Annotated in this window: 18 protein-coding genes; 6 read left to right on the top strand and 12 right to left on the bottom strand. The window is 72.0% G+C overall.

What is annotated here, in order from left to right; translation table 11 throughout:
• The first annotated feature begins 21 nt into the window (after nucleotides 1-21).
• Both QSK36_RS22050 and QSK36_RS22045 read left to right on the top strand, forming a co-directional pair.
• Nucleotides 22-870 carry an AAA family ATPase gene (locus QSK36_RS22050; RefSeq protein ID WP_139577064.1) on the top strand — a complete coding sequence of 283 codons (849 nt, stop codon included), beginning with the start codon at nucleotides 22-24 and terminating at the stop codon, nucleotides 868-870.
• A complete protein-coding gene (locus QSK36_RS22045; protein WP_285783709.1) occupies nucleotides 867-2,222 on the top strand; it encodes a vWA domain-containing protein in 1,356 nt (451 codons plus the stop codon). The genes QSK36_RS22050 and QSK36_RS22045 overlap by 4 nt, the downstream gene beginning before the upstream one ends.
• Before the next feature lie 45 nt (nucleotides 2,223-2,267).
• On the opposite strand, the gene QSK36_RS22040 is transcribed toward QSK36_RS22045, so the two are convergent.
• Nucleotides 2,268-3,035, bottom strand: coding sequence for a nuclease-related domain-containing protein (locus QSK36_RS22040; protein ID WP_285783708.1), 768 nt, complete (start codon nucleotides 3,033-3,035; stop codon nucleotides 2,268-2,270).
• 153 nt (nucleotides 3,036-3,188) lie between these two features.
• On the opposite strand from QSK36_RS22040, the gene QSK36_RS22035 reads away from it, so the two are divergent.
• On the top strand, nucleotides 3,189-3,818 hold the full coding sequence (locus tag QSK36_RS22035) for a TetR/AcrR family transcriptional regulator (protein WP_183540239.1): 630 nt from the start codon (nucleotides 3,189-3,191) through the stop codon (nucleotides 3,816-3,818).
• A gap of 16 nt (nucleotides 3,819-3,834) precedes the next feature.
• Here QSK36_RS22035 and QSK36_RS22030 read toward each other — a convergent pair whose 3' ends face one another.
• From QSK36_RS22030 to QSK36_RS22015, 4 genes are read right to left on the bottom strand one after another with little or no spacing between them, the layout of a single operon-like run.
• Complete coding sequence (locus tag QSK36_RS22030; RefSeq protein ID WP_285783707.1) at nucleotides 3,835-4,995, bottom strand: acyl-CoA dehydrogenase family protein; 1,161 nt, start codon at nucleotides 4,993-4,995, stop codon at nucleotides 3,835-3,837.
• Nucleotides 4,992-6,164, bottom strand: a complete 1,173-nt coding sequence (locus QSK36_RS22025) for an acyl-CoA dehydrogenase family protein (protein ID WP_182899457.1) — start codon at nucleotides 6,162-6,164, stop codon at nucleotides 4,992-4,994. Before QSK36_RS22025 ends, QSK36_RS22030 begins: the two co-directional genes overlap by 4 nt.
• A 6-nt stretch (nucleotides 6,165-6,170) precedes the next feature.
• The gene (locus QSK36_RS22020; protein ID WP_183540245.1) at nucleotides 6,171-7,391 is read right to left on the bottom strand and encodes an acyl-CoA dehydrogenase family protein; all 1,221 of its coding nucleotides are present in this window, start codon (nucleotides 7,389-7,391) and stop codon (nucleotides 6,171-6,173) included.
• Nucleotides 7,391-8,341, bottom strand: coding sequence for a phosphotransferase family protein (locus QSK36_RS22015; protein ID WP_285783706.1), 951 nt, complete (start codon nucleotides 8,339-8,341; stop codon nucleotides 7,391-7,393). Before QSK36_RS22015 ends, QSK36_RS22020 begins: the two co-directional genes overlap by 1 nt.
• Before the next feature lie 119 nt (nucleotides 8,342-8,460).
• Between QSK36_RS22015 and QSK36_RS22010 the strand changes: the two genes are divergently transcribed.
• A complete protein-coding gene (locus QSK36_RS22010; RefSeq protein ID WP_285783705.1) occupies nucleotides 8,461-9,039 on the top strand; it encodes a GNAT family N-acetyltransferase in 579 nt (192 codons plus the stop codon).
• A 1-nt stretch (nucleotide 9,040) separates the two neighbouring features.
• On the opposite strand, the gene QSK36_RS22005 is transcribed toward QSK36_RS22010, so the two are convergent.
• Nucleotides 9,041-9,625 (bottom strand): TetR/AcrR family transcriptional regulator, encoded by a 585-nt coding sequence (locus tag QSK36_RS22005; RefSeq protein ID WP_285783704.1) that lies wholly within the window; start codon nucleotides 9,623-9,625, stop codon nucleotides 9,041-9,043.
• Nucleotides 9,626-9,693: 68 nt separating this feature from the next.
• On the opposite strand from QSK36_RS22005, the gene QSK36_RS22000 reads away from it, so the two are divergent.
• Nucleotides 9,694-10,851 carry an FAD-dependent monooxygenase gene (locus QSK36_RS22000; RefSeq protein WP_285783703.1) on the top strand — a complete coding sequence of 386 codons (1,158 nt, stop codon included), beginning with the start codon at nucleotides 9,694-9,696 and terminating at the stop codon, nucleotides 10,849-10,851.
• Nucleotides 10,852-10,880: 29 nt separating this feature from the next.
• Here the strand turns inward: QSK36_RS22000 and QSK36_RS21995 are convergent, their stop codons facing one another.
• Together QSK36_RS21995 and QSK36_RS21990 are read right to left on the bottom strand one after the other, a co-directional pair.
• Nucleotides 10,881-11,768, bottom strand: coding sequence for a DMT family transporter (locus QSK36_RS21995; RefSeq protein ID WP_139577075.1), 888 nt, complete (start codon nucleotides 11,766-11,768; stop codon nucleotides 10,881-10,883).
• Nucleotides 11,769-11,961: 193 nt separating this feature from the next.
• Nucleotides 11,962-12,318: a VOC family protein gene (locus QSK36_RS21990; RefSeq protein WP_139577076.1), complete on the bottom strand. Its 357-nt coding sequence runs from the start codon at nucleotides 12,316-12,318 to the stop codon at nucleotides 11,962-11,964.
• A gap of 128 nt (nucleotides 12,319-12,446) precedes the next feature.
• Between QSK36_RS21990 and secA2 the strand changes: the two genes are divergently transcribed.
• Nucleotides 12,447-14,714 (top strand): accessory Sec system translocase SecA2, encoded by a 2,268-nt coding sequence (gene secA2, locus QSK36_RS21985; RefSeq protein WP_285783702.1) that lies wholly within the window; start codon nucleotides 12,447-12,449, stop codon nucleotides 14,712-14,714.
• Nucleotides 14,715-14,736: 22 nt separating this feature from the next.
• On the opposite strand, the gene QSK36_RS21980 is transcribed toward secA2, so the two are convergent.
• From QSK36_RS21980 to QSK36_RS21965, 4 genes are all read right to left on the bottom strand, one after another.
• On the bottom strand, nucleotides 14,737-15,888 hold the full coding sequence (locus QSK36_RS21980; protein ID WP_285783701.1) for a hypothetical protein: 1,152 nt from the start codon (nucleotides 15,886-15,888) through the stop codon (nucleotides 14,737-14,739).
• Nucleotides 15,889-16,116: 228 nt separating this feature from the next.
• Nucleotides 16,117-17,661, bottom strand: a complete 1,545-nt coding sequence (locus QSK36_RS21975; protein WP_285783700.1) for a cellulose binding domain-containing protein — start codon at nucleotides 17,659-17,661, stop codon at nucleotides 16,117-16,119.
• A 168-nt stretch (nucleotides 17,662-17,829) separates the two neighbouring features.
• Nucleotides 17,830-18,441, bottom strand: a complete 612-nt coding sequence (locus QSK36_RS21970; protein ID WP_183540259.1) for a YHS domain-containing protein — start codon at nucleotides 18,439-18,441, stop codon at nucleotides 17,830-17,832.
• A 177-nt stretch (nucleotides 18,442-18,618) separates the two neighbouring features.
• Nucleotides 18,619-19,944, bottom strand: coding sequence for a lanthionine synthetase LanC family protein (locus tag QSK36_RS21965; RefSeq protein WP_183540261.1), 1,326 nt, complete (start codon nucleotides 19,942-19,944; stop codon nucleotides 18,619-18,621).
• Nucleotides 19,945-20,021 lie beyond the last annotated feature (77 nt).

Raw genomic sequence — 20,021 nt, 5'->3', positions numbered from 1 at the left:
TATCAGCGGTTGGGAGCGCACATGTGGTTCGCCTCGCGTGACGAGGTCCGGGGGCGGCTGGCGGCCGTCGACTACCTTGCCGACGACGGCATCGCGACATCGGTGTTCCTCGCCGGGGCGCTGGGCAAGCCGCTGCTGGCCGAGGGACCGGCGGGAGTGGGCAAGACCCAGCTCGCCAAGGCCGTGGCGGAGGCCACCGGCGCGCGGCTCATCCGCCTGCAGTGCTACGAGGGCCTGGACGAGGCGCGGGCGCTGTACGAGTGGAACTACAAGAAGCAGCTGCTGCGCATCCAGGCCGACGACGGCGCCTGGGACGACATCTTCTCCGAGGAGTTCCTGCTGGAGCGCCCCCTCCTGAAGGCCATCAGGAGCGAGGAGCCCACCGTGCTGCTCATCGACGAGACCGACAAGGCCGACGTCGAGGTCGAGGGGCTGCTGCTGGAGATCCTGTCCGACTACCAGATCACGATCCCCGAGCTGGGCACGATCACCGCCGCGCGCCGGCCCTACGTCGTGCTGACCTCGAACGCGACCCGCGAGCTGTCGGAGGCGCTCAAGCGGCGCTGCCTCTATCTCCACCTCGACTACCCCACGCCGGAGCGGGAGCGCGACATCCTGCTCGCGCAGGTGCCCGGGCTGCCCGCGAGCATCGCCGACCAGCTCGCCCGTACGGTGGCCACGCTCCGGGCGCTGGAGCTGAAGAAGTCGCCGTCGATCGCGGAGACCGTCGACTGGGCGCACACCCTGCTCGCGCTGGGCCGTACGGAGCTGGACGAGGCGCTGATCGGCGAGACGCTGGGCGTGGTGCTCAAGCACAACTCCGACCAGGTGCGGGCCGCCAAGGAGCTCGGCCTGCCGTCCCGGTCATGACGACTCCGGCGTCCCTCGTGGACCGGCACGTGGGGTTCGTCCACGCCCTGCGGAAGGCCGGGCTGCCGGTCTCCCCGGCCGAGGGGCTGGACGCCGCCCACGCGCTCATGGTCATCGACCTGGCCGAGCGGGAGACGCTGCGTGAGGCGTACGCCGCGACGCTGGTGAAGCGGCCCGCGCACCGGCCGGGGTTCGACCTGCTCTTCGACCTGTGGTTCCCGCCGGTGATCAGCGGCACCGAAGGCACCGCCGTCGCCGAGGACGCCGAGCTGCCCGAGCTGCGCGAACGGCTGGCGGAGCTGCTGATGGGCGATCCGGCCGATCCCGCGTTCCGGGAGTTCGCCCGGGCGATGGTGGGGCGGTTCGGGCAGATCCAGGCCGCGCCCGGCAGGCAGTCGTGGTTCTCCTTCCCTGTGCTGCGCGCGCTGTCGCCCGAGACGCTGGTGGCCCGGATGCTGAACGCCATGCTCGACGAGCGCGGCGGCCTGCCGGAGAAGGTCGCCAGGCGGCACATCTCGCGGACCATCGAGGCGTTCACGGAGGCGGTCGCCTCCGACGTACGCCGAAGGATCGCCGAGGAGTCGGGCATCGAGAAGATCGCCAGGTCGGCGGTCCGGCCGCCGATCGACCAGGTCGACTTCCTGCGCGCGACCAAGGAGGAGCTGGCCCGGCTGCGCCGGGAGGTCTATCCCCTCGCCCGCCGCCTGGCCACCCGGCTGTCGATCAGGCAGAAGCGGGGACGGCGCGGGCGGCTCGACTTCCGGCGCACCGTGCGGGCCTCGCTGTCCACGGGCGGGGTGCCGCTCACCACCCACATGCGCCCGCCCCGCCCCCACCGGCCCGAGCTGGTCGTGTTGTGCGACGCCAGCGACTCGGTCTCCACGTTCTCGCACTTCACGCTGTTGCTGACGTTCGCGCTCCGGGAGCAGTTCACCAAGGTGCGGGCGTTCGCGTTCGTGGACACGGTGGACGAGATCACGGGCCTGTTCGCCCCGGGTGCGGACGTGCTGGACGCCATCGCCCGCCTGACGGAGGAGGCCGACATCGTCATGTTCGGCCGCACCGACTACGGCCACGTCTTCGAGCGCTTCGCCGAACGCTTCCCGGACGCCGTGGGCCCCCGGACGTCGCTGCTGATCCTGGGCGACGCCAGGTCCAACTACCAGGTCCCGGCGCTGGGCACGCTGAAGCGACTGGCCGGGCAGGCCAGGCACGCCTACTGGCTCAACCCCGAGCCCCGGGCCCAGTGGGACACCGGGGACTCCCTCGCCACGTCGTACGGCTCGGTCGTTCCCATGCACGAGTGCCGCAACGTCGCCCAGCTCGCCGCGTTCGTCGAGACACTGGCCTGAATCGAGACCCTTCGCCCGAATCGATTCCGGCCCGCGTCGGCGCGCTCAGCTCATGCGGCGCAGGATGCGGGCCGCCGTACGGGCCAGCAGTTCGATCTGCTCCTCGGTGAACTCGGTGGAACCGTGGGTGCGGATCCAGCGGGCCACCCTGCCCGGGTAGGCGACGGTCAGCCCCTCCCCGTGCAGCACGCCACCCCTGGCCTTGATCTTCCCGCCGTGCACGGCGAGCACGGGGGCGATGGAGACCTCGATGCCGGTCTCCTTGGTCAGCAGCGCGGCCATCGAACCGGCGGCGGAGATGAGGCCCTTGGCGACCGAGGTGCCGAACTTCTCGTCGAAGAACAGGCGCTCGCCGTACCGCGCGATCAGGGTGTCGGGCGACCACGCCTCGTTGTCCACGATCCACAGGCCGCCCGGCCCGATGACGAGGTGGTCGATCGACGCCTCGCCGGGCACGGCCCGGCCGTCCATCACCCGGTAGCCGTGCCGGCGCAGCCCGAGACGCAGCAACCGTCCGGTGCGCACCTCGCCGCGGCGCTTGCCCCGCCACACTGCCGTACGCTCGTGCAGGCGCCAGGCGATGAACAGGTCCGTGCCGCCCGCGAGGGCGGCCAGCCCGAGGCCGGCGGCGAACATGTTCAGCCCGAGCCGCGGGCCCACCAGGTTGCCGATGACGAACCCCGCGAAGGTGATCGCGGCCCGCACCCGGATCCGGTTCTTGCGTCCGGCGAACCAGAACGTCTCGTACAGGTTCTGCGGCGAGGCACCGGTGAACTTCTCGTCCTTCGGGACGTAAATAGACCCATTCGGCACGCGAACCCCCCACACTAGGCATGCGGCTTTCTCCGGGATACCCGAGCGGGAATCCCAACCCTCCTAAGGTGAGGGAAGTAGCGCAATTACGCCAGTGCCGACGCTTGACCGACCAGTCGGTATGCTTGAGCCCGAGAGACGAAGGAGGTCGGCATGGCCCGCCGCGTAACGGGGGATCGCGCGAACGGGGAGCGCCCCGCGAACGGGTCCCTGGAGGAGCCGGTGCGGCAGCGCCTGCTCGCCGAGGCCACCCGGCTGTTCGCCGGGCGGGGTTTCGAGAGCACGTCGGTGCAGGAGATCGTCGCGGCGGCCGGCGTCACCAAGGGCGCCATGTACCACTACTTCGACTCCAAGGACGACCTGCTCCACGAGATCTACGCCCGGGTGCTGCGCCTGCAGATGGAGCGCCTCAACCGGTTCGCCGACGCGGAGGGCCCGGTGGCCGACCGGCTGCACGCGGCGGCGACCGACGTGGTGGTGACCACGGTCGACAACCTGGACGACTCCAAGATCTTCTTCAGGTCGATGCACCAGCTCGCGCCGGAGACGTACAAGAGCGTGCGGGCCGAACGGCGGCGCTACCACGAGCGGTTCCGCGACCTCGTCGTCGAGGGGCAGCGCGCCGGCGTCTTCCGCGACGACATCCCCGCCGAGATGGTGGTCGACTTCTTCTTCGGCTCGGTCCACCACCTCGGCACCTGGTATCACCCCGACGGCCCGCTGACCGGCCAGGAGGTCGGCCGCCACTTCGCCGACCTCCTGCTCAGCTCGCTGCGACCCTGATCACCGGAAACACAGCTCAGACGGGCGCGGGGAGGTCCGCCGGGCCGGCCAGCGCCTCGCGGTGATCACCCGGCGTGCCCAGTGCGATCTGGTCGGCCTTGGCCCGCTTGAGGTAGAGGTGCGCCGGGTGCTCCCAGGTCATCCCGATGCCGCCATGGAGCTGCACGCACTCCTCGGCGGCGTGCACCGCCACCGCTCCGCAATGGGCCTGCGCCACCGCGACGGCCACCGCGGCGTCGTCGCCCAGCGGTCCCGCGGAGGCCGTGTCCGCCAGCCGGGCGGCCGCGTTGCGGGCCGCCGCCCTGGCCCCCACGACCTCGAGCCACAGGTCGGCCAGCCGGTGCTTGACCGCCTGGAACGACCCCACCGGCCGGGCGAACTGCCTGCGTTCCTTCACGTACGCGACCGTCGTCGTGAGGCACCACTCGGCGACGCCGAGCTGTTCCGAGGCGAGCAGCCCGGCGCCGCGCACCAGGGCCTCCCACACCCACGGCACCTCCAGCCCGTCGGCCCTCGCGACGACCCGCGCCGGCGCCGACGCGAACGACACGGTCGCGATGGGCCGGGTCAGGTCGAGCGAGGTGACCGGCGTCACCCGGACCGCGGCGGACGCCTCCACCGCGCACAGCCCGGTGCCCTGCGCCAGCCGTACGGGGACGAGCAGGACGTCGGCGACCTCCGCGCCGATCACCCCGGTGACCGTGCCGGTCACCGTGCCGTCCTCGCCAAGGGCGGCCCCGTTTTGATGACTCGGATTCGGCGGCGCGTACGGCGAGGCGGCGAACGACACCGCGAGCGCCGCCGTCGCCTCCCCGGCGGCCAGGCGTCCCAGCAGCTCTTCCGCGATGTCTCCCCCGGCCGTCAGCAGGGCCTGGGTGGCCAGGACGGCGCTGCTCAGGAACGGCACGGGAGCCACGGCGCGGCCCAGCTCCTCCAGCACGACGGCGGCCTCACGGGCCGAAGCGCCGCCTTCACGGGAGGCGGACCCGCCGAGCTCCTCGGGGATCAGCAGTCCGGCCACGCCGATGTCGCGGGCCAGCGCCTTCCACAGCTCCGCGTCGTACGGCGTGCCTGACTCGACACGGTCGAGCACGGCCGACGGGGAGCACTTGTCGGCGAGCAGGTCGCGCACGGCGGCCCGCAGCTCCTCCTCCACCTCCGTGTACAGCAGCGTCATCGGGGGAGGTCCTTCCAGGCGACGTCCTTGTCGGCGCGCGGCTCGGCGGGCAGGCCGAGGACGCGTTCGGCGATGATGTTGCGCAGGATCTCGGAGGTGCCGCCCTCGATCGAGTTGCCCTTGGCGCGCAGGTAGCGGTAGCCGGCCTCCCGGCCGATGAAGTCGACCTTGTCGGGGCGGCGGAACGTCCAGTCGTCGTAGGCCAGGCCGTCCTCGCGCAGCATCTCGACCTCGATGCCGGACAGCTCCTGGTGCAGCCGGGCGAAGGCCAGCTTCATGCCCGAGCCCTCCGGCCCCGGATGCCCGGCGGCGAGCTGCTCGCGCAGCCGTACGGCAGTCAGGCGCATGACCTCCGAATCGACCCAGAGCTTGAGCAGCCGCTGGTGCAGGTCGTGCGTGCGCAGCTCGGGCCGGGAGCGCCAGGTCTCGGCGACGACGCCCATCATCGTGCGCCGAGCGGGGGCGCCGCCGATCGCCACCCGCTCGTTCATCAGCGTGGTCTGCGCGACCCGCCAGCCGTCGCCCACCTCGCCCAGCCGCAGCGCGTCGGGCAGCCGCACCCCGGTGAGGAAGACCTCGTTGAACTCGGCCTCACCGGTGATCTGGCGCAGCGGGCGCACCTCGACGCCGGGGGCGTGCATGTCGCACACGAAGTAGGTCAGCCCGCGGTGCTTGGGCACGCCCGGGTCGGTGCGGGCCACGAGGATGGCCCAGCGGGCGGTGTGCGCGCTCGACGTCCACACCTTCTGGCCGTCCACCACCCACTCGTCGCCCTCGCGTACGGCGCGGGTGGCGAGCGTGGCGAGGTCGGAACCGGCGCCGGGCTCGCTGAACAGCTGGCACCACACCTCCTCGCCCGTCCACAGCGGCCGCAGGAAGCGCTTCTTCTGCTCCTCGGTGCCGAACGCGAGGATCGTCGGGGCGGCCATGCCGAGGCCGATGCCGATCCGGCCCGGCTGGTTGTCGGGCGTGCCCCTCAGCTCCCGGTCGGCCACGGCCTGCAGATCCCGGGGCGCGCCGAGCCCGCCGAGGCCCTCGGGGAAGTGCACCCAGGCCAGCCCGGCGTCGAACCGGGCGCGCAGGAACTCCAGGCGGTCCATGGCCGCCGGGTCGTGCTCCGCGAGGAAGGCTCTGGCACGCTCGGCGACCGACGCCTCATCCCATGCCACGACACATCACCCCATGTATTTCTTGAGCTCGCGGTAGGCCAGCGACCGCTTGTGGACCTCGTCGGGGCCGTCGGCGAACCGCAGCGACCGCGCGCCCGCCCACAGCGCCGCCAGCGGGAAGTCCTGGCTGATCCCGCCGGCGCCGTGCGCCTGGATGGCCTTGTCCAGGATCCACTCCACCGTCGCCGGACCGGCGATCTTGATGGCCTGGATCTCGGTGTGCGCGCCCTTGTTGCCGACCGTGTCCATCAGCCAGGCCGTCTTCAGCACCAGCAGGCGCAGTTGCTCGATGCGCACCCGCGACTCGGCGATCCAGTCCTGGATCACTCCCTGCCGGGCCAGCGGCTTGCCGAACGCCTCCCGCGTCAGCACCCGGCGGCACATCAGCTCCACGGCCCGCTCGGCCATGCCGATGAGGCGCATGCAGTGGTGGATGCGCCCCGGCCCGAGCCGCGCCTGGGCGATGGCGAACCCGCCGCCCTCCTCGCCGATCAGGTTGTCCACCGGCACACGTACGTCCTCGAACACCACCTCGGCGTGGCCGCCGTGGTCGGCGTCGTCGTAGCCGAAGACCGTCATGCCGCGCCGTACGGTGAGACCGGGGGCATCGCGAGGGACGAGCACCATGCTCTGCTGGCGGTGCTTGGGCGCCTCGGGGTCGGTCTTGCCCATCACGATGAAGACCCGGCAGTCGGGGTTCATCGCGCCGGTGATGAACCACTTGCGGCCGTTGACGACGTACTCCCCGCCGTCCCTCCTGATGGAGGTCGCGATGTTCGTCGCGTCGGAGGAGGCGACATCGGGCTCGGTCATCGCGAAGGCCGACCTGATCTCGCCGGCGAGCAGCGGCTCCAGGTATTCCTTGCGCTGCCACTCGCTGCCGAACTCCGCCAGCACCTCCATGTTGCCGGTGTCGGGGGCGGCGCAGTTGGTGGCGGGCGGCGCGATGGCGGGCGACCTGCCCATGATCTCCGCGAGCGGGGCGTACTGGAGGTTGGTCAGTCCCGCGCCGTGCTCGTCCCGGCTGTCGGATGGCGGCAGGAAGAGGTTCCACAGGCCGCGCGAGCGGGCCTCGGCCTTGAGGTCCTCCAGCAGGGGCGGCGGACTCCACCCGCTGGTGACCGACTGTTCGTGAAAGGCGTGCTCGGCGGGGTAGACGCACTCGTTCATGAAGGCGAGCAGTCGCTCCCGATAGCGCTCCGTGGTCGCGTCGAACCCGAACTCCACTAGACCTCCATCAGCCCGCGGGCGACGATCGGGGCGACCTGGTCGCCGACCTCGGCGAAGCCCTCCCCCACCGTGAGCCCCTTCGTGTATCGGAAATGGATGCCCTCGGCGATCACCGCGAGCTTGAAGCAGGCGAGGCCGACGTACCAGCCGAGCCGGGACAGGTCGCGGCCGGACGCCTCCCCGTAGTGGGCGGTCAGCTCGGAGCCGGGCGGCGCCTCCCCGGCCGCGCCCCGGTCGAGCGAGGCGACGTCGCCGTACAGGAGGAACAGCGCCAGGTCGGTGAGCGGGTCGCCGAGCGTGGACATCTCCCAGTCGAGCACGGCCCGCACCTCGCCGTCGGCGATGAGCGTGTTGCCCAGCTTGAAGTCGCCGTGCACGATCGCCGGCTTGCCGGAGGCGGGCACGTCGCGGGCGAGCCGCTCGTAGAGGTCGTCGATGCCGGGCACCTCGCGGCTGCGCGAGGCGTCGAGCTGCCGCTTCCACCGGGCGACCTGCCGCTCCAGGAAGCCGTCGGGCTTGCCGAAGTCGCCGAGGCCCACGCTCTCCGGGGTGATCGAGTGCAGCGCGGCCAGCACGTCCACCAGCCCGTGGGCGAGGGCCGGGGTGAGCGGCGGCTGCCCGCCCACGACGTGCTCCATCACGTAGAAGGGCGCGCCGATGATCTCGGGTTCCCGGCACAGGTGGTAGGTGCGCGGCACCGGAACGCCGGTGTCCTGGAGCGCGCTCATGACCCGGTATTCGCGGCCCATGTCGTGCGCCGTCGCCAGGACGTGCCCGAGCGGCGGCCGCCGCACGACGTACGTGCTCGTGCCGTCCCCGACGACGTACGTCAGATTGGACTTGCCGCCCACGATCAGCTCGGCGGTGAGCGGCCCTTCGGTCAGTCCCTCGCGCCGGAGGTGCTCGGCGAGGCGGGTGAGGTCGAGGCCGGGCGGGTCAGCGTTCACGCCGTCAGCGTACCGACCAGACGGTATGTGTGTCGACACGGTCACGGCCAAGTGGTCCTCGCCGTTCCGCCCGAAGTGGCCATCCGCTCGCACCGTACGTCGCCGATAACGTCGGGCGCATGACCGCGAAGATGCCCGCGCCGGCCGTGCTCGACGGCCGCGCCGTACGCCTTGAGCCCCTCGCCCCGGGACACGTGCCCGACCTGTTTCTCGCAGGGCAGGACGAGGAGGTCTGGCGGTTCCGGCCGGAGCCGGTGCCGGAGACCGAGGAGGACATGCGCCGCCTGGTGGACAAGCTGATCGCCGACCCGCGCACCACTCAGTTCGCGGTGGTCCTCAAGGAGACCGGCCGGGCGATCGGCTCGACCGGCTACTGGGACGTCGGCGGCTTCGACGAGAGCGTGGAGGTCGGCTCCACGTGGTATGGCAGGGCCTACTGGCGCACCGCCGTCAACACCGAGTGCAAGGTCCTGCTGCTCGACCACGCCTTCGCTCTGGGGTTCGTCCGCGTGGTGCTGAAGACCGACATCCGCAACCTGCGGTCGCAGGCGGCCATCGAGCGCATCGGCGGCGTCCGGGAGGGCGTGCTCCGGCGGCAGTACCGCCGCGCGGACGGCACCTGGCGCGACAGCCCCCTCTATTCCATCCTCGACGACGAGTGGCCTGCCCACCGCGCCCGCCTGCTGGCCGCCCGTTAGCTCACCGTCCTGACGCGATGTGGAGAAGCTCCCGGAAGGCGGCGTCGAGCTCCTCGAGGGTCGGCACGTTCCCCGCCCCCACGACCGCGTCGAACAGCAGCCCTTCGACGTAGGCGACCATCTGCCGGCCGTGCCGCACCGGATCGGGTGAGCCGGCGGCGGCCAGCACCGCGACGGCCTGCTCCCGGAACCGGCGCCCCATCTCGTCGTACGTCGTGCGCAGCTCGGGGCGCCGGCTCGCCTCCAGCGCCAGCTCATATCGCGCGATCGTGGTCTCCCGGTGCACGGTGATCGCCGCGTGCGTCGTCCTCGCCAGGAGATCCGCCAGCCGCGCCACTGCGCCCGCACTCTCGGGCGTCCGGCCGTCGGAGGTCATCGCGACGGCGAACGCGGCCTCCTCGCGCTGGGTGAGCCGGGCCAGCGCGAGTTCCAGCAGCGCCGCCCGCGTGCGCGCGTGGTTCGAGGTGGAGCCCGGCGGCAGCCCCGCGGCCTCGTCCACCGCCCGATGGGTGAGGCCGCGCATCCCCCGCTCGGCCAGGATCGCGATGGCCGCGTCCGCGACGACGACCGCCCGCTGACTGCTCACCTCCTCATCGTAGAGGCGGACTACAGCTGTAGTACGCTCACTACAGCTGTAGTGACGAGGAGGCGGGCATGGCGCACGCGGTGGTGATCGGGGCGGGCATCGGCGGGCTGACGGCGGCCCTCGCCCTGGCGCGGAAGGACTGGTCGGTGACGGTCCTGGAACAAGCGGCCTCGATCGAGCCGGTGGGCGCCGGGCTGGCGGTCGCGCCCAACGCGCTCCGGGCGCTCGACGTGATCGGACTCGGGGACGAGGTCAGGAAGCTCTCCGCCATCCAGGGCCAGAGCGGCATCCGGGTGCCGGACGGCCGATGGCTGTCGCGGACCACCGCCGAGGACGCCGCCGCCCGGTATGGCGACCCCATCGTGCTGCTCACCCGCCCGGCGCTGGTCGGCATCCTCGCCGGACGCCTGCCGCAGAGCGCCCTGCGGCTGAACACTCGGGTCGAGTCCGCCGATCCCGCGACCGGCCGCGTCACCGTGTCGGGGGCGGCGGAGACGATCGAGGCCGACCTGGTCGTGGCGGCCGACGGGATCCGGTCCCGGACCCGCTCGGCTCTGTTCCCCGGGCATCCCGCGCCGGTCTACGCGGGCGTGACGAGCTGGCGGGCGATCGTGCCGCTGCCCGGCGTGACGGGCGCGTCCGAGACTGTGGCTGCCTCAGAGACCTGGGGGCGTGGGCTGATCTTCGGGGTCATGCCGCTCGCGGGCGGCCAGGTGTACTGCTACGCCACCGCGGCGGTTCCGGCGGGCCTGCGCGCGGCGGACGAGAGGGACGAACTGCTCCGGTTGTTCGGCCGCTGGCACGACCCGATCCCGGCGCTGCTGGACGCCGCCGACCCCGCGACCGTGCTCCGCCACGACATCCACTGCCTCGACACCCCGCTGCCCGCCTTCCACGCGGGACGGGTCGCGCTGCTGGGCGACGCGGCCCACCCCATGACGCCCAATCTCGGACAGGGGGCCTGCCAGGCCATGGAGGACGCCGTCGTGCTCGCCGAGCGCGTCCCACCTCACGGCGACCTGGCCGCGGGGCTGGCTGTCTACAGCAGGGAACGACTGGCACGGACGACGCCGATCGTGCGGCGGTCGCGGGCGATCGGCCGGCTCACCCGGTGGCGCAACCCGTCGGCGGTCGCTCTGCGCGACGGCGCGATGCGGGCGGCGGGCTGGTTCGGGCCCGGGGTCGCGTTGCGTCAGGGCGACCAGATCTTCGCCTGGTCGCCCTGAACCGCCGAGGAGATCGGCGGCCGCAGCTGTCAGGCCGCCTCGGACGCGACCACCGGGTCGCCGATCCTGTCCGGCTCGGCCGGTGCGGCAGCGGGCTTGGAATGGTCGGGGGCGAGGCGGCCGAGCGTGATCGTCCCGGCGATCAGCAGGCCGGCCGCGAGCAGCGCGGGGATCACCTTGTCCACTTCGGTGGGCAGCGACTCGCCCAGCAGCACCGCTCCGGCGGTGACCGAGGTGATGGGGTCGACGACCTGGACCCCGGCATAGGCGATGCCGAAGTAGCCCACGGCGTACGACTTCTGCAGCAGCACCACGGCGCAGACCAGCAGCACGGGGATGGCCAGGGTGAACCAGTGGAGCAGGTGGCCGAGGTCTCCTTGAAGCCCGCCGCCGACGACCCGGACGAAGGTGGACACGGTCGCGGTGACCGCTCCGGCGCCGACCGCCATCAGCAGCGCCTTCGCCGGGCCCCTCAGCCGGCGGGCCGCGGTGAACGTGACGGCGACCACCAGGGCGACGCAGCCGATCAGCTCCAGGGCGTGCGCGTCGGACAGGACCGGAGTCACGTTGTGCGCCGGGACCAGCAGCATGAGGCCGAGCAGGCCGACCGCCACCGCGATCGACCCGGCGATCTCGGCCCGGCGCGGGCGTCTGCCGTGCAGCGTCGCGGCGAGCGGCACCGCGAACACGAGGGTCGCCACGCTCACGGGCTGGACGACGACCAGCGGAGCCAGGCTGAGCGCCACCGCGTGCAGGGACGCCCCGGTGAAACCGATGACCCCGCCGATCCACCAGCGGGGCCTTCTGACGAGAGCGAGGGTGGCCCCCTCGCTCACCGCTTCGAACTGCTGCAGCGCCGCACCCAGGGCGTATCCCAGCGCGCCGACGAGGGCGATGGCCACTCCCACCCAGGTCATGCGCGCCCGCCGGTGTGTCGAGAAATCACCACGCAAGCTTAGTGGGACCCGGCACGCGCCCAGGGAGCCCGTGACACAAGTCCGGCTTTCCGGCCAGCTCCCCCAGATCCGCTCCCCGGGATCCGCTCCCGGCTTCTTGCATCGTCAGGAGAGTCAGCCACAGGGTGCCCCCTTCAGGAGCACTGCGCCCGCTTCAGGACCTCTCCGGACACACGCAGAAAAGGTGGCCCTCCGGGTCGGCGAGCACCACCCAGTCGCCCGGCTGGAACTCCGGCTTGGTCGCCCCGAGCGCGATGTACTCCTCCACCGCCTTGGCCACGTCGGGCACCCGGAAGTCGAGGTGGAACTGCTTGTCCGGGCCGGGCCAGGAGGGAGCCTTCCGGTCGGGCACGCGCTGGAAGTAGATGCTCGTCGCGCCGTCGCCGATCCCCGCGTACTCCTCTTCGGCGTACTGCACGGGGAACCCGGTGATCTGGGAGTAGAACTCGGCGAGCTTCTTCGGCTCGGCGCAGTCGATGGTCACGGCGATGAGCTTCGCGATCGTTGTCATGGTGGCCATCTTTCCGCGTATACCTGTCAGGGAGTGTCAGGTAGGTGCGCCACGGAAATCGGCATCGATAGTGGGACCATGAACCGGGCATGTGGAACCAGTCCGGCAAGCGAGTCGTTGGAGCGGATGTGGCACGGGTAGGCGAATGGATCAAGCGGTTTCTGGACAAACCAGGAAGCGTCGATCTGGCCCCCTTCCAGCGGATCGTGGCCGAGGCGGGCGAGCTGGAGGGCGAGGTCACCCGGCGCGCCGACCTGCGCCCCGCGGCCGTCGATCCCGACTGGGTCGGCTCCGCCGACTTCTGCGCCGTGATGCGGGAGGCCGCCCGCCGGGCACTCGGCCAGCGGCCGTACGACGTGCAGCTCGTGGGCATGCTCGCCATGCTGGAGGGCCACGTCGTGCAGATGGCCACCGGCGAGGGCAAGACGCTCGTCGGCGCGCTGACGGCGGCCGGGTTCGCGTTGCGCGGCGCCCGGGTCCACGCGGTCTCGGTGAACGACTACCTCGCCCGCCGCGACGCCGAGTGGATGGGCCCGCTGTACGAGACGCTCGGCCTCACGGCCGGGTGGATCGCCGAGACCTCCACCTCCGAGGAGCGCCGGGCGGCGTACGCCTGCGACGTCACGTACGGAGCCGTCAGCGAGCTGGGGTTCGACGTGCTGCGCGACCGCCTGTGCATCGGCCCGGCCGAACTTGTCGTGCCCGCCCCCGAGGTCGCGCTGGTGGACGAGGCCGACTCGGTCCTGGTGGACGAGGCCCGCGTGCCGCTGGTGCTGGCCGGCACGGCCGACCCCGGCACGGCGCTGCCCGAGATGGCGGCCCTGGTGCGGCGGCTGTCGCGCGGCTACCACTACACGATCGACGAGGAGGGGCGCGCCGTCTTCCTCACCCCCAAGGGCACCGACACGGTCGAGAAGGCCCTCGGGGTCGACCTCTACGAGCACCCCGGCGTGGTGACCCAGGTCAACCTCGCCCTGCACGCCCACGCGCTGCTGACCAGGGACGTCGACTACATCGTGAGGGACGGCCGGGTCCATCTGATCAACACCTCGCGCGGCCGGGTCGCCGTGCTGCAGCGCTGGCCGGACGGGCTGCAGGCGGCCGTCGAGGCCAAGGAGCACCTGCCGGCGTCGGAGACGGGCGAGATCCTCGACTCGCTCACCGTGCAGAGCCTCATCCGCCGCTACCCGCAGGTGTGTGGCATGACCGGCACCGCGATCGCCGTGGCCGAGCAGCTGCGGGAGTTCTACGACCTCAGGGTCGCGGTCATCCCGCCCAACAAGCCGTGCGTACGGGTGGACGAGCCCGACCGGATCTTCGCCACGCTGGAGGACAAGGAGCGGGCGCTGCTGGAGGAGATCGAGACCCGGCACGCCACCGGGCAGCCGATCCTCGTCGGCACGCTCGACGTCGCCGAGTCCGAGCGCCTGGCCGAGGCCCTGGAGGCCGGGGGGCTGAGCGCGGCCGTGCTCAACGCGAAGAACGACGCCGAGGAGGCGCAGATCATCGCGAAGGCCGGCCGGCGCGGCGCGATCACGGTGTCCACGCAGATGGCCGGGCGCGGCACCGACATCCGGCTCGGCGCGGGCGACCCGGACGAGGAGCAGGAGGTCGCCGCGCTCGGCGGGCTCTACGTCATCGGCACCGGCAGGCACGAAAGCAGCAGGCTGGACGACCAGTTGCGGGGCCGCGCCGGACGGCAGGGCGACCCCGGCGGCTCGGTGTTCTTCGTCAGCGGCGAGGACACGCTCCTCACCGCGTACGCGCCGGACCAGTCGCTGCCCGCGGCCGGCCGCGACGGTGTCGTGCGGGCCGCGGACGCCGCCGGGCTGGTGGCACACGCCCAGCGCGTGGCGGAGGGCGTCAACCTGGAGATCCACCGCAACACCTGGCGCTACACGCGGCTGCAGGAGCGCCAGCGGGCGGAGGTGCTGGAGCGGCGCGACCGCGTCCTGCACGGCGACACGGGGGCGCGGGCCCTGGAGCAGGCCTGCCCGGAGCGCTACCGCGAGCTGTGCGAGACGGCGGGCGATGAGACGGTCGAGCGGGCCGCCCGGCAGATCGTGCTGTATCACCTCGACCGCTGCTGGACCGAGCACCTCGGCTTCCTCGCCGACCTCCGCGAGGGCATCCACCTGCGGGCCCTCGGGCGGCTGAACCCGCTCGACGAGTTCAACCGCGAGGCCGTTCCGGCCTACCGGGCGATGCTCGACGAGGTCGAGCGGCGTTCCAAGGAGACCTTCGAGAAGGCCGACGTCACCCGGGACCTCGCGGAGCAGGGCCTCAAGCGGCCCACGGCCACCTGGACCTACCTGGTGCAGGACAACCCGTTCGGCTCGGAGTGGGACCGCGTGCTCAAGCGCGTGGCCGGAGCGCTCAAGCGCCGCAAACGGTAGAGGTCCGCGGGCCGCCGGGGCCCTACCCGTCGCGGTGGCGGCCCTGCTGGTGCGAGGTTCCGTGAGTGCGGGCGGGCCGGCTCAGCACGGCCTTGGCGCCCACGGCGGCGAGCGCGCACACCACGATCGCGACCGAGAAGGCGGGAACGGCCGCCTCTTCCAGCTGTCCGTCCACGGCCGACGCGGGGGTGAACGCCGGGGAGGCCGTCACCTCGCCGGTCCTCGCCCCCTTCACGGTCTCCGCGACGGTCTTCGCGGCGGTCTCCTCCGCGGTCTTCGGGGTGGTCTTCCCGGCGGCGTTCGCGGCAGGCTTCGGGGCAGGGTTCGGGGCGGGGTTCGCCCCTGTCGTTCCAGAAAGTGGGGACATCTGGGCCGTGGCCGCCTCGGCCTGCGTGGCCGGCGTGTCCGGCGCGGCGGGCGGCGCGGGCACGGCCGGCGGCGCGGGCGCCACGGAGGCCACGGGGGACACGGGGGCCGGGCTCTCCTTCACGCCGGGCGTGGACGTGGGAGCGGCGTCCTGCGGCGCGGCGGGAGAGGCGGAGGGGGCGGGAGCCGTATTGGGGCAGGGCGGCGGGGGCTTCGGCTGGTCCTTGACCCCGTACGCGCCCGTCGAGAACGGCTTGGGCGCGCCCGTCTTGCCGAGGCCCTTGCCCCATTGGGTGATCACGTACTTCACCGGGATGTGGCCGAGCCCGTCCGCGTCCTCGACGGTGAGCGAGTCGGTGTTCCAGGTGCCGCCGGTCAGATCGGCGAACGTCTTGCCGTCGAGGTCGAGCATGACCCCGCTGCTGGAGGGAACGCCGGGGCCGCGGTCGCCGACGAAGAAGTCGGCCTTCTTCCCCTTGTAGACCACATAGCCCTTGGTGCCCATCGGCCAGCTCGGGCTGGCGGCCAGGCCCTCCTGCATCGGCTCGCCCGACGCGGGGGCGCCGGTGTCGCCGTTGACGCCCGACCCGTCGTCCCAGAAGTACGACGCGGTCGTCTTGCCGGCGTACAGGACGGTGTGGCCTTCGGCGGTCGGGCAGCCGACCTCGGGAACGGCGGGCGCGGTGGCCGCGTCGGCGCCGTCGGTGGGTGTGTCCTGGGAGCCCGCCGGGGCGGGGCGGGCGGAGGCGTCCTGCCGGTGCGGGGACACGGCGGTCGCGTGGTGCGTCTCGCCCTTCGCCGGGCTCATCTGCTCCCGGAGGGCATCGTTGTGGGGGTCCGCGTAGCTGGAAATGGGGGATCTCCTGACTGGTCACGGTTGGGTAACCGGACACTAAGCCAAGAACACCCCAAATCTCGACATATAAGGCGAAAGTTTTACTTTCTGGACTAACTTCCCATGGAGTGGCAAAGTCGGATGTGACGCGCCCCCCTTCCCGGGGGGCTGGAGGGAAGGAGGGCACGCCACGTATCGAGATCAGGACGACAGCAGGCGAGCCCGCAGCCCGGCCCCGAAGGCGGTCGGGGTGCCGCTGTAGTCGCTGATCAGGGACGGGCCGGTGGAGCAGTCCCAGGTGTTCCAGGTCCAGCCGAGGTAGGACAGGCCCTTGGCGTCGAACCAGTTCATGACCTGGTCGATGAACCCGTGCGAGCAGGTGTTCTCACCGATCTCCCCGGCCACCAGCGGGACCTGGGCCGCCACCGGTGCGAGCTGGCTGTCCCAGCACGAGGTGCTGACGCAGGAGTTGAAGTTGTACACGTGCCACGCGGCGGCCAGGTTGTTCCGCGAGTCCGTGGGCTTGTACTGCAGCCACTGCGACAGGTCGTTGGAGTAGGCCAGGCCGCCCAGCATGATGATGTTGGTCGCACCGGTGGCGCGCACCGCGTTCACCAGGGACTGGAAGCCCGCCACCTGGTAGGGGATGCCGGAGCAGGTGCCGCCGTCGCGCCAGCAGGCCCACCCCGAGGCGGCGCCGCCGGTCGCGCGCTCCGGATAGGGCTCGTTGAACAGGTCGAACACGACCTCGTCACGGCCCTTGAACGCGTTCGCCACCCCTGTCCAGAACTGCGGGGCGTACTGCGCGTCCGGCATCGGCTTCTGGCAGGAGGCGTGGACGTCGGAGCAGCCCGAGGAGTTGCCGGTGTACTGGCCGTAGTTCCAGTGCATCTCGACGATCGGGGTGATGCCCTTGGCGACCAGCCGGTCGACGTACGCCTTGACCTCGTTCTGGTAGGCGGCGCCGCCGTACGAGGACTGGATGTTGCTCAGGCCGAGCCAGCACTCCTCGTTCAGCGGGACGCGGACCGCCCGGACGTTCCACGTCCTCATCGCGTCGATCGCCGCGTTGTCGACCGGGCCGTCCCAGATGCCGCGGCCCTGGACGCACATGAACTCGCCGCCCGACCGGTTGACCCCCAGCAGCCGGTACGGCGTGCCGGTCGCGGCGTTCACGATCTTGTTGCCCGACACCTTCAGCTTCGGCGCCGCGCCTGTGGAGGGGCTGGGCGAAGTCGAGGGCGATGGGCTCGGGGACGGGCTCCGCGAGGGGCTCTGCGAGGGGCTGGGTGACGGGCTCGGCGAGCGGGAGGGCGAGGCCGACGGGGACTGCGACGGCGTGCCGCCGTCGCAGGCGACGCCGTTCAGCGTGAAGCCGGTCGGCGCCGGGTTGCTTCCGGACCAGGATCCGTTGAATCCGATGCTCGTCGAGCCGCCGGTGGACAGGGACTTGTTCCAGTCCATCGCCGTCGCGGTCACGGCGCTGCCCGACTGGCTCCAGGTGGCCGACCACCCCTGGGTGACCTTCTGACCGCTGTCGGGGAACGTGAAGGTGAGCGTCCAGTTGCTCAGGGCGTCGCCCAGGTTCTGGATGCTCAGGTTGGCGGACATGCCGCCCTGCCACTGACTGGCCGTGTAGGTGACCTTGCACGCCACGGCGGCCTGGGCCGCCGGCGTGTTGCCCAAGGCGAGTCCGCCTGCGGCGATCAGCCCCAGTGCGGTGAGGATCGCGCCTCTCCGTCGCATGCTCCGTCCTTCCATAGAAGACCGGAGCGAAGCGTCGTGAACTAGACCGGTTAAGTCAAAGACGCGGCGGGCGTCACCCCGGCTGAGCTGGGCATACCCGCCGCGAGCAGGTGAAATTTTCAGCCGGGATCCGGCCCCGGCGCGCCGCCTCCGAGGCGTCGGCCGCCGTCAGGACGCCCCCGCAGCGCTCGATTCTCTGACGAAGTGCCCGCGGCAATGGGTGCAGCAGAAGCCGTAGGTCTGCCCGTCGCGCTCCAGGATCACCGCCTCTTCCAGCGGCACGGTCGCGCCGCAGACCGGGTCGACGACCATGCCGTCCGGCACGTGCGCGGCCGATCCGGTCTTGGCCTCCTCGATCAGGGCGAGGAAGTCCGAGGAACGCCGCACCCGCCCACGCAGGCCGTAGCCGCCCTCCGGAAGACTGATCACGTTCACCACGGCACGCGGCTCGGGGCGCCCCTCCGCCTCCGCGAGTTCGGCGGTGATCCGGGAGATGAGGTGCTCGCTCATCTCCTTGCCCCACAGTCCGACGATGACGTTCACCACGTACCAGGGGTCCTGCGAGCCGTCGAGCAGGTTCCCGCCCGCGATCCAGACGTCCTCCTCACGGACCACCACGTGGGAGAGCGAGTCGAACAGATCCATGACACCGGGGTCCGCGGCGGGTGTCGTGGCGTCCCCGGGCGACAGCAGACGCCGCGCCGTGAGCCGCCCGGCGAGCACCCGGCGCTCCCACTCGTCGAACATGCCCTTGGGCACCAGCAGCTCGACAAACAACATCGTCGCTCCGTCCTTCCCGAAAAGGGTCGATCGGTGGCGATTTTGCCGCGACGAATCCTCACTGTCGTCGCCCCGGGGAGGACTCTCCCGACTACCGCGCCGGACGCAGTGGGCGGGCGCGCTACGCCGTACGGAGTAGTCCGCTCCCACCCCCGTCCTGCGCCTACGAGCGCGTGGCTACGCCTGATCGCCGCGCAGGACGGCGGCAGGGATCGGGATGGCCGGGAACGGGTTGTCCGGCAGGAGGATCAGCCGGCGCGGTGTGCCGGTGCGCTCCGTGGCGTCCAGGTGCAGCAGGGCCGTCCCGATGCCCGCGGCTCCCACCATGTATCCGGTGTCGGCCGTGACCTCCCCGGGCCGCAGCCGCCGATAGGCCTGATACCAGCGGAAGCCGGCCTCGTCGCCCGCGGTCGCACGCCCGATCAGGTCGATCGCGAGCGTGCGCGCGAAGTCGAGGTACGGCTCGTGCCCCGTGGCCGCGTACAGGCCCACGAAACACTCGATCAGCCCGGCAGTGCCGCAGCACAGGCAGGCCACGTCCCAGTGACCCGGGGGCCGGGCCCCGGGCACGCCGCTCAGCATGATTCCGTGCGCGAGCCGTTCCATCCAGTCGAGATCGCCCGGGTCGCCGGTGACCCGGTGCAGCTCGTGGAACATGCGGGCCACCCCGGCGGATCCGGAGCAGAAGCCGAGGTAGTGGAGCCGGCGCCCCTGCGGGATGTGGTGCGGCACGAGCGCGCATCTGTCGGTGACCACGCTGACCGTGCGGACGAAGTCGGCGCCCCTGCGGGCCGCCGCCAGGAATCGCTCGTCGCGGGTCACGCCGTACAGGCGGGCGAGCAGGAACGCCGTACCCGCCGTCCCGGACAGGAACCCGGGGGTGACGGCGTCCACGGGCAGGTCGGGGGCGGCGTCGCCGCCGAAACGGTGCCCGGGGACGACGAGGCCCGCGATGCGCTCCCCCGCCTCGATCGCCACCTCCTCGTACGCCGGGACGCCGAGGATGCCGGCCGCGTGCAGCAGCGCGAGCACGATCCCCCCGTCACCGCGCTGCGCCGGGTCACCGGTCCAGCCGATGCCGTCGCCGAGGGGGCGGGCGTCGCGGACGAGGCGGTCGGCGGCGGCGCGGGCCGCCCCGAAGATCTCCTCGTCGCCCGTCGCCCACCCCGTCTCCGCCATCGCGAAGACCAGGCCGGCGAGCCCGTGGTAGAAGGTCGGGTCGCGCTGCTCGGGCCAGGTGACGGCGAGCCTGCGCGCTCCCGCGAGCGCGTCCTCCAGGTACGCCTCGTGGCCGGTGGCGGCGGCGAGTTCGAGGAAGAACAACACGACGCCGGCCGCGCCGGCATAGAGGGACGAGACGTCACCGGCCCCGGCCGACCGCCCCCGGGGATCGGGGTTGGCCCGCCATCGCCGTCCCAGGTCGTCGTCGACCGCCGCCGACCGCACCCAGCGCGCGGCCGTGACAGCGGCGGTGACAGGTGTCTCGCGGGGCCAGGCGCTCATCACCCCAGTCTCCCACAAAGCTGGTAGGAAATTAAGGCTATTGTTCTTCCACTCGGAAGCCTACGGGGAGTCGTGCG

The sequence above is a fragment of the Microbispora sp. NBRC 16548 genome (assembly GCF_030268985.1).
In the GTDB taxonomy this organism is placed as follows: Bacteria; Actinomycetota; Actinomycetes; order Streptosporangiales; family Streptosporangiaceae; genus Microbispora; species Microbispora catharanthi.
Note: the sequence above shows the minus strand (reverse complement) of the source record. Positions and strands in the feature narration are given on the sequence as shown.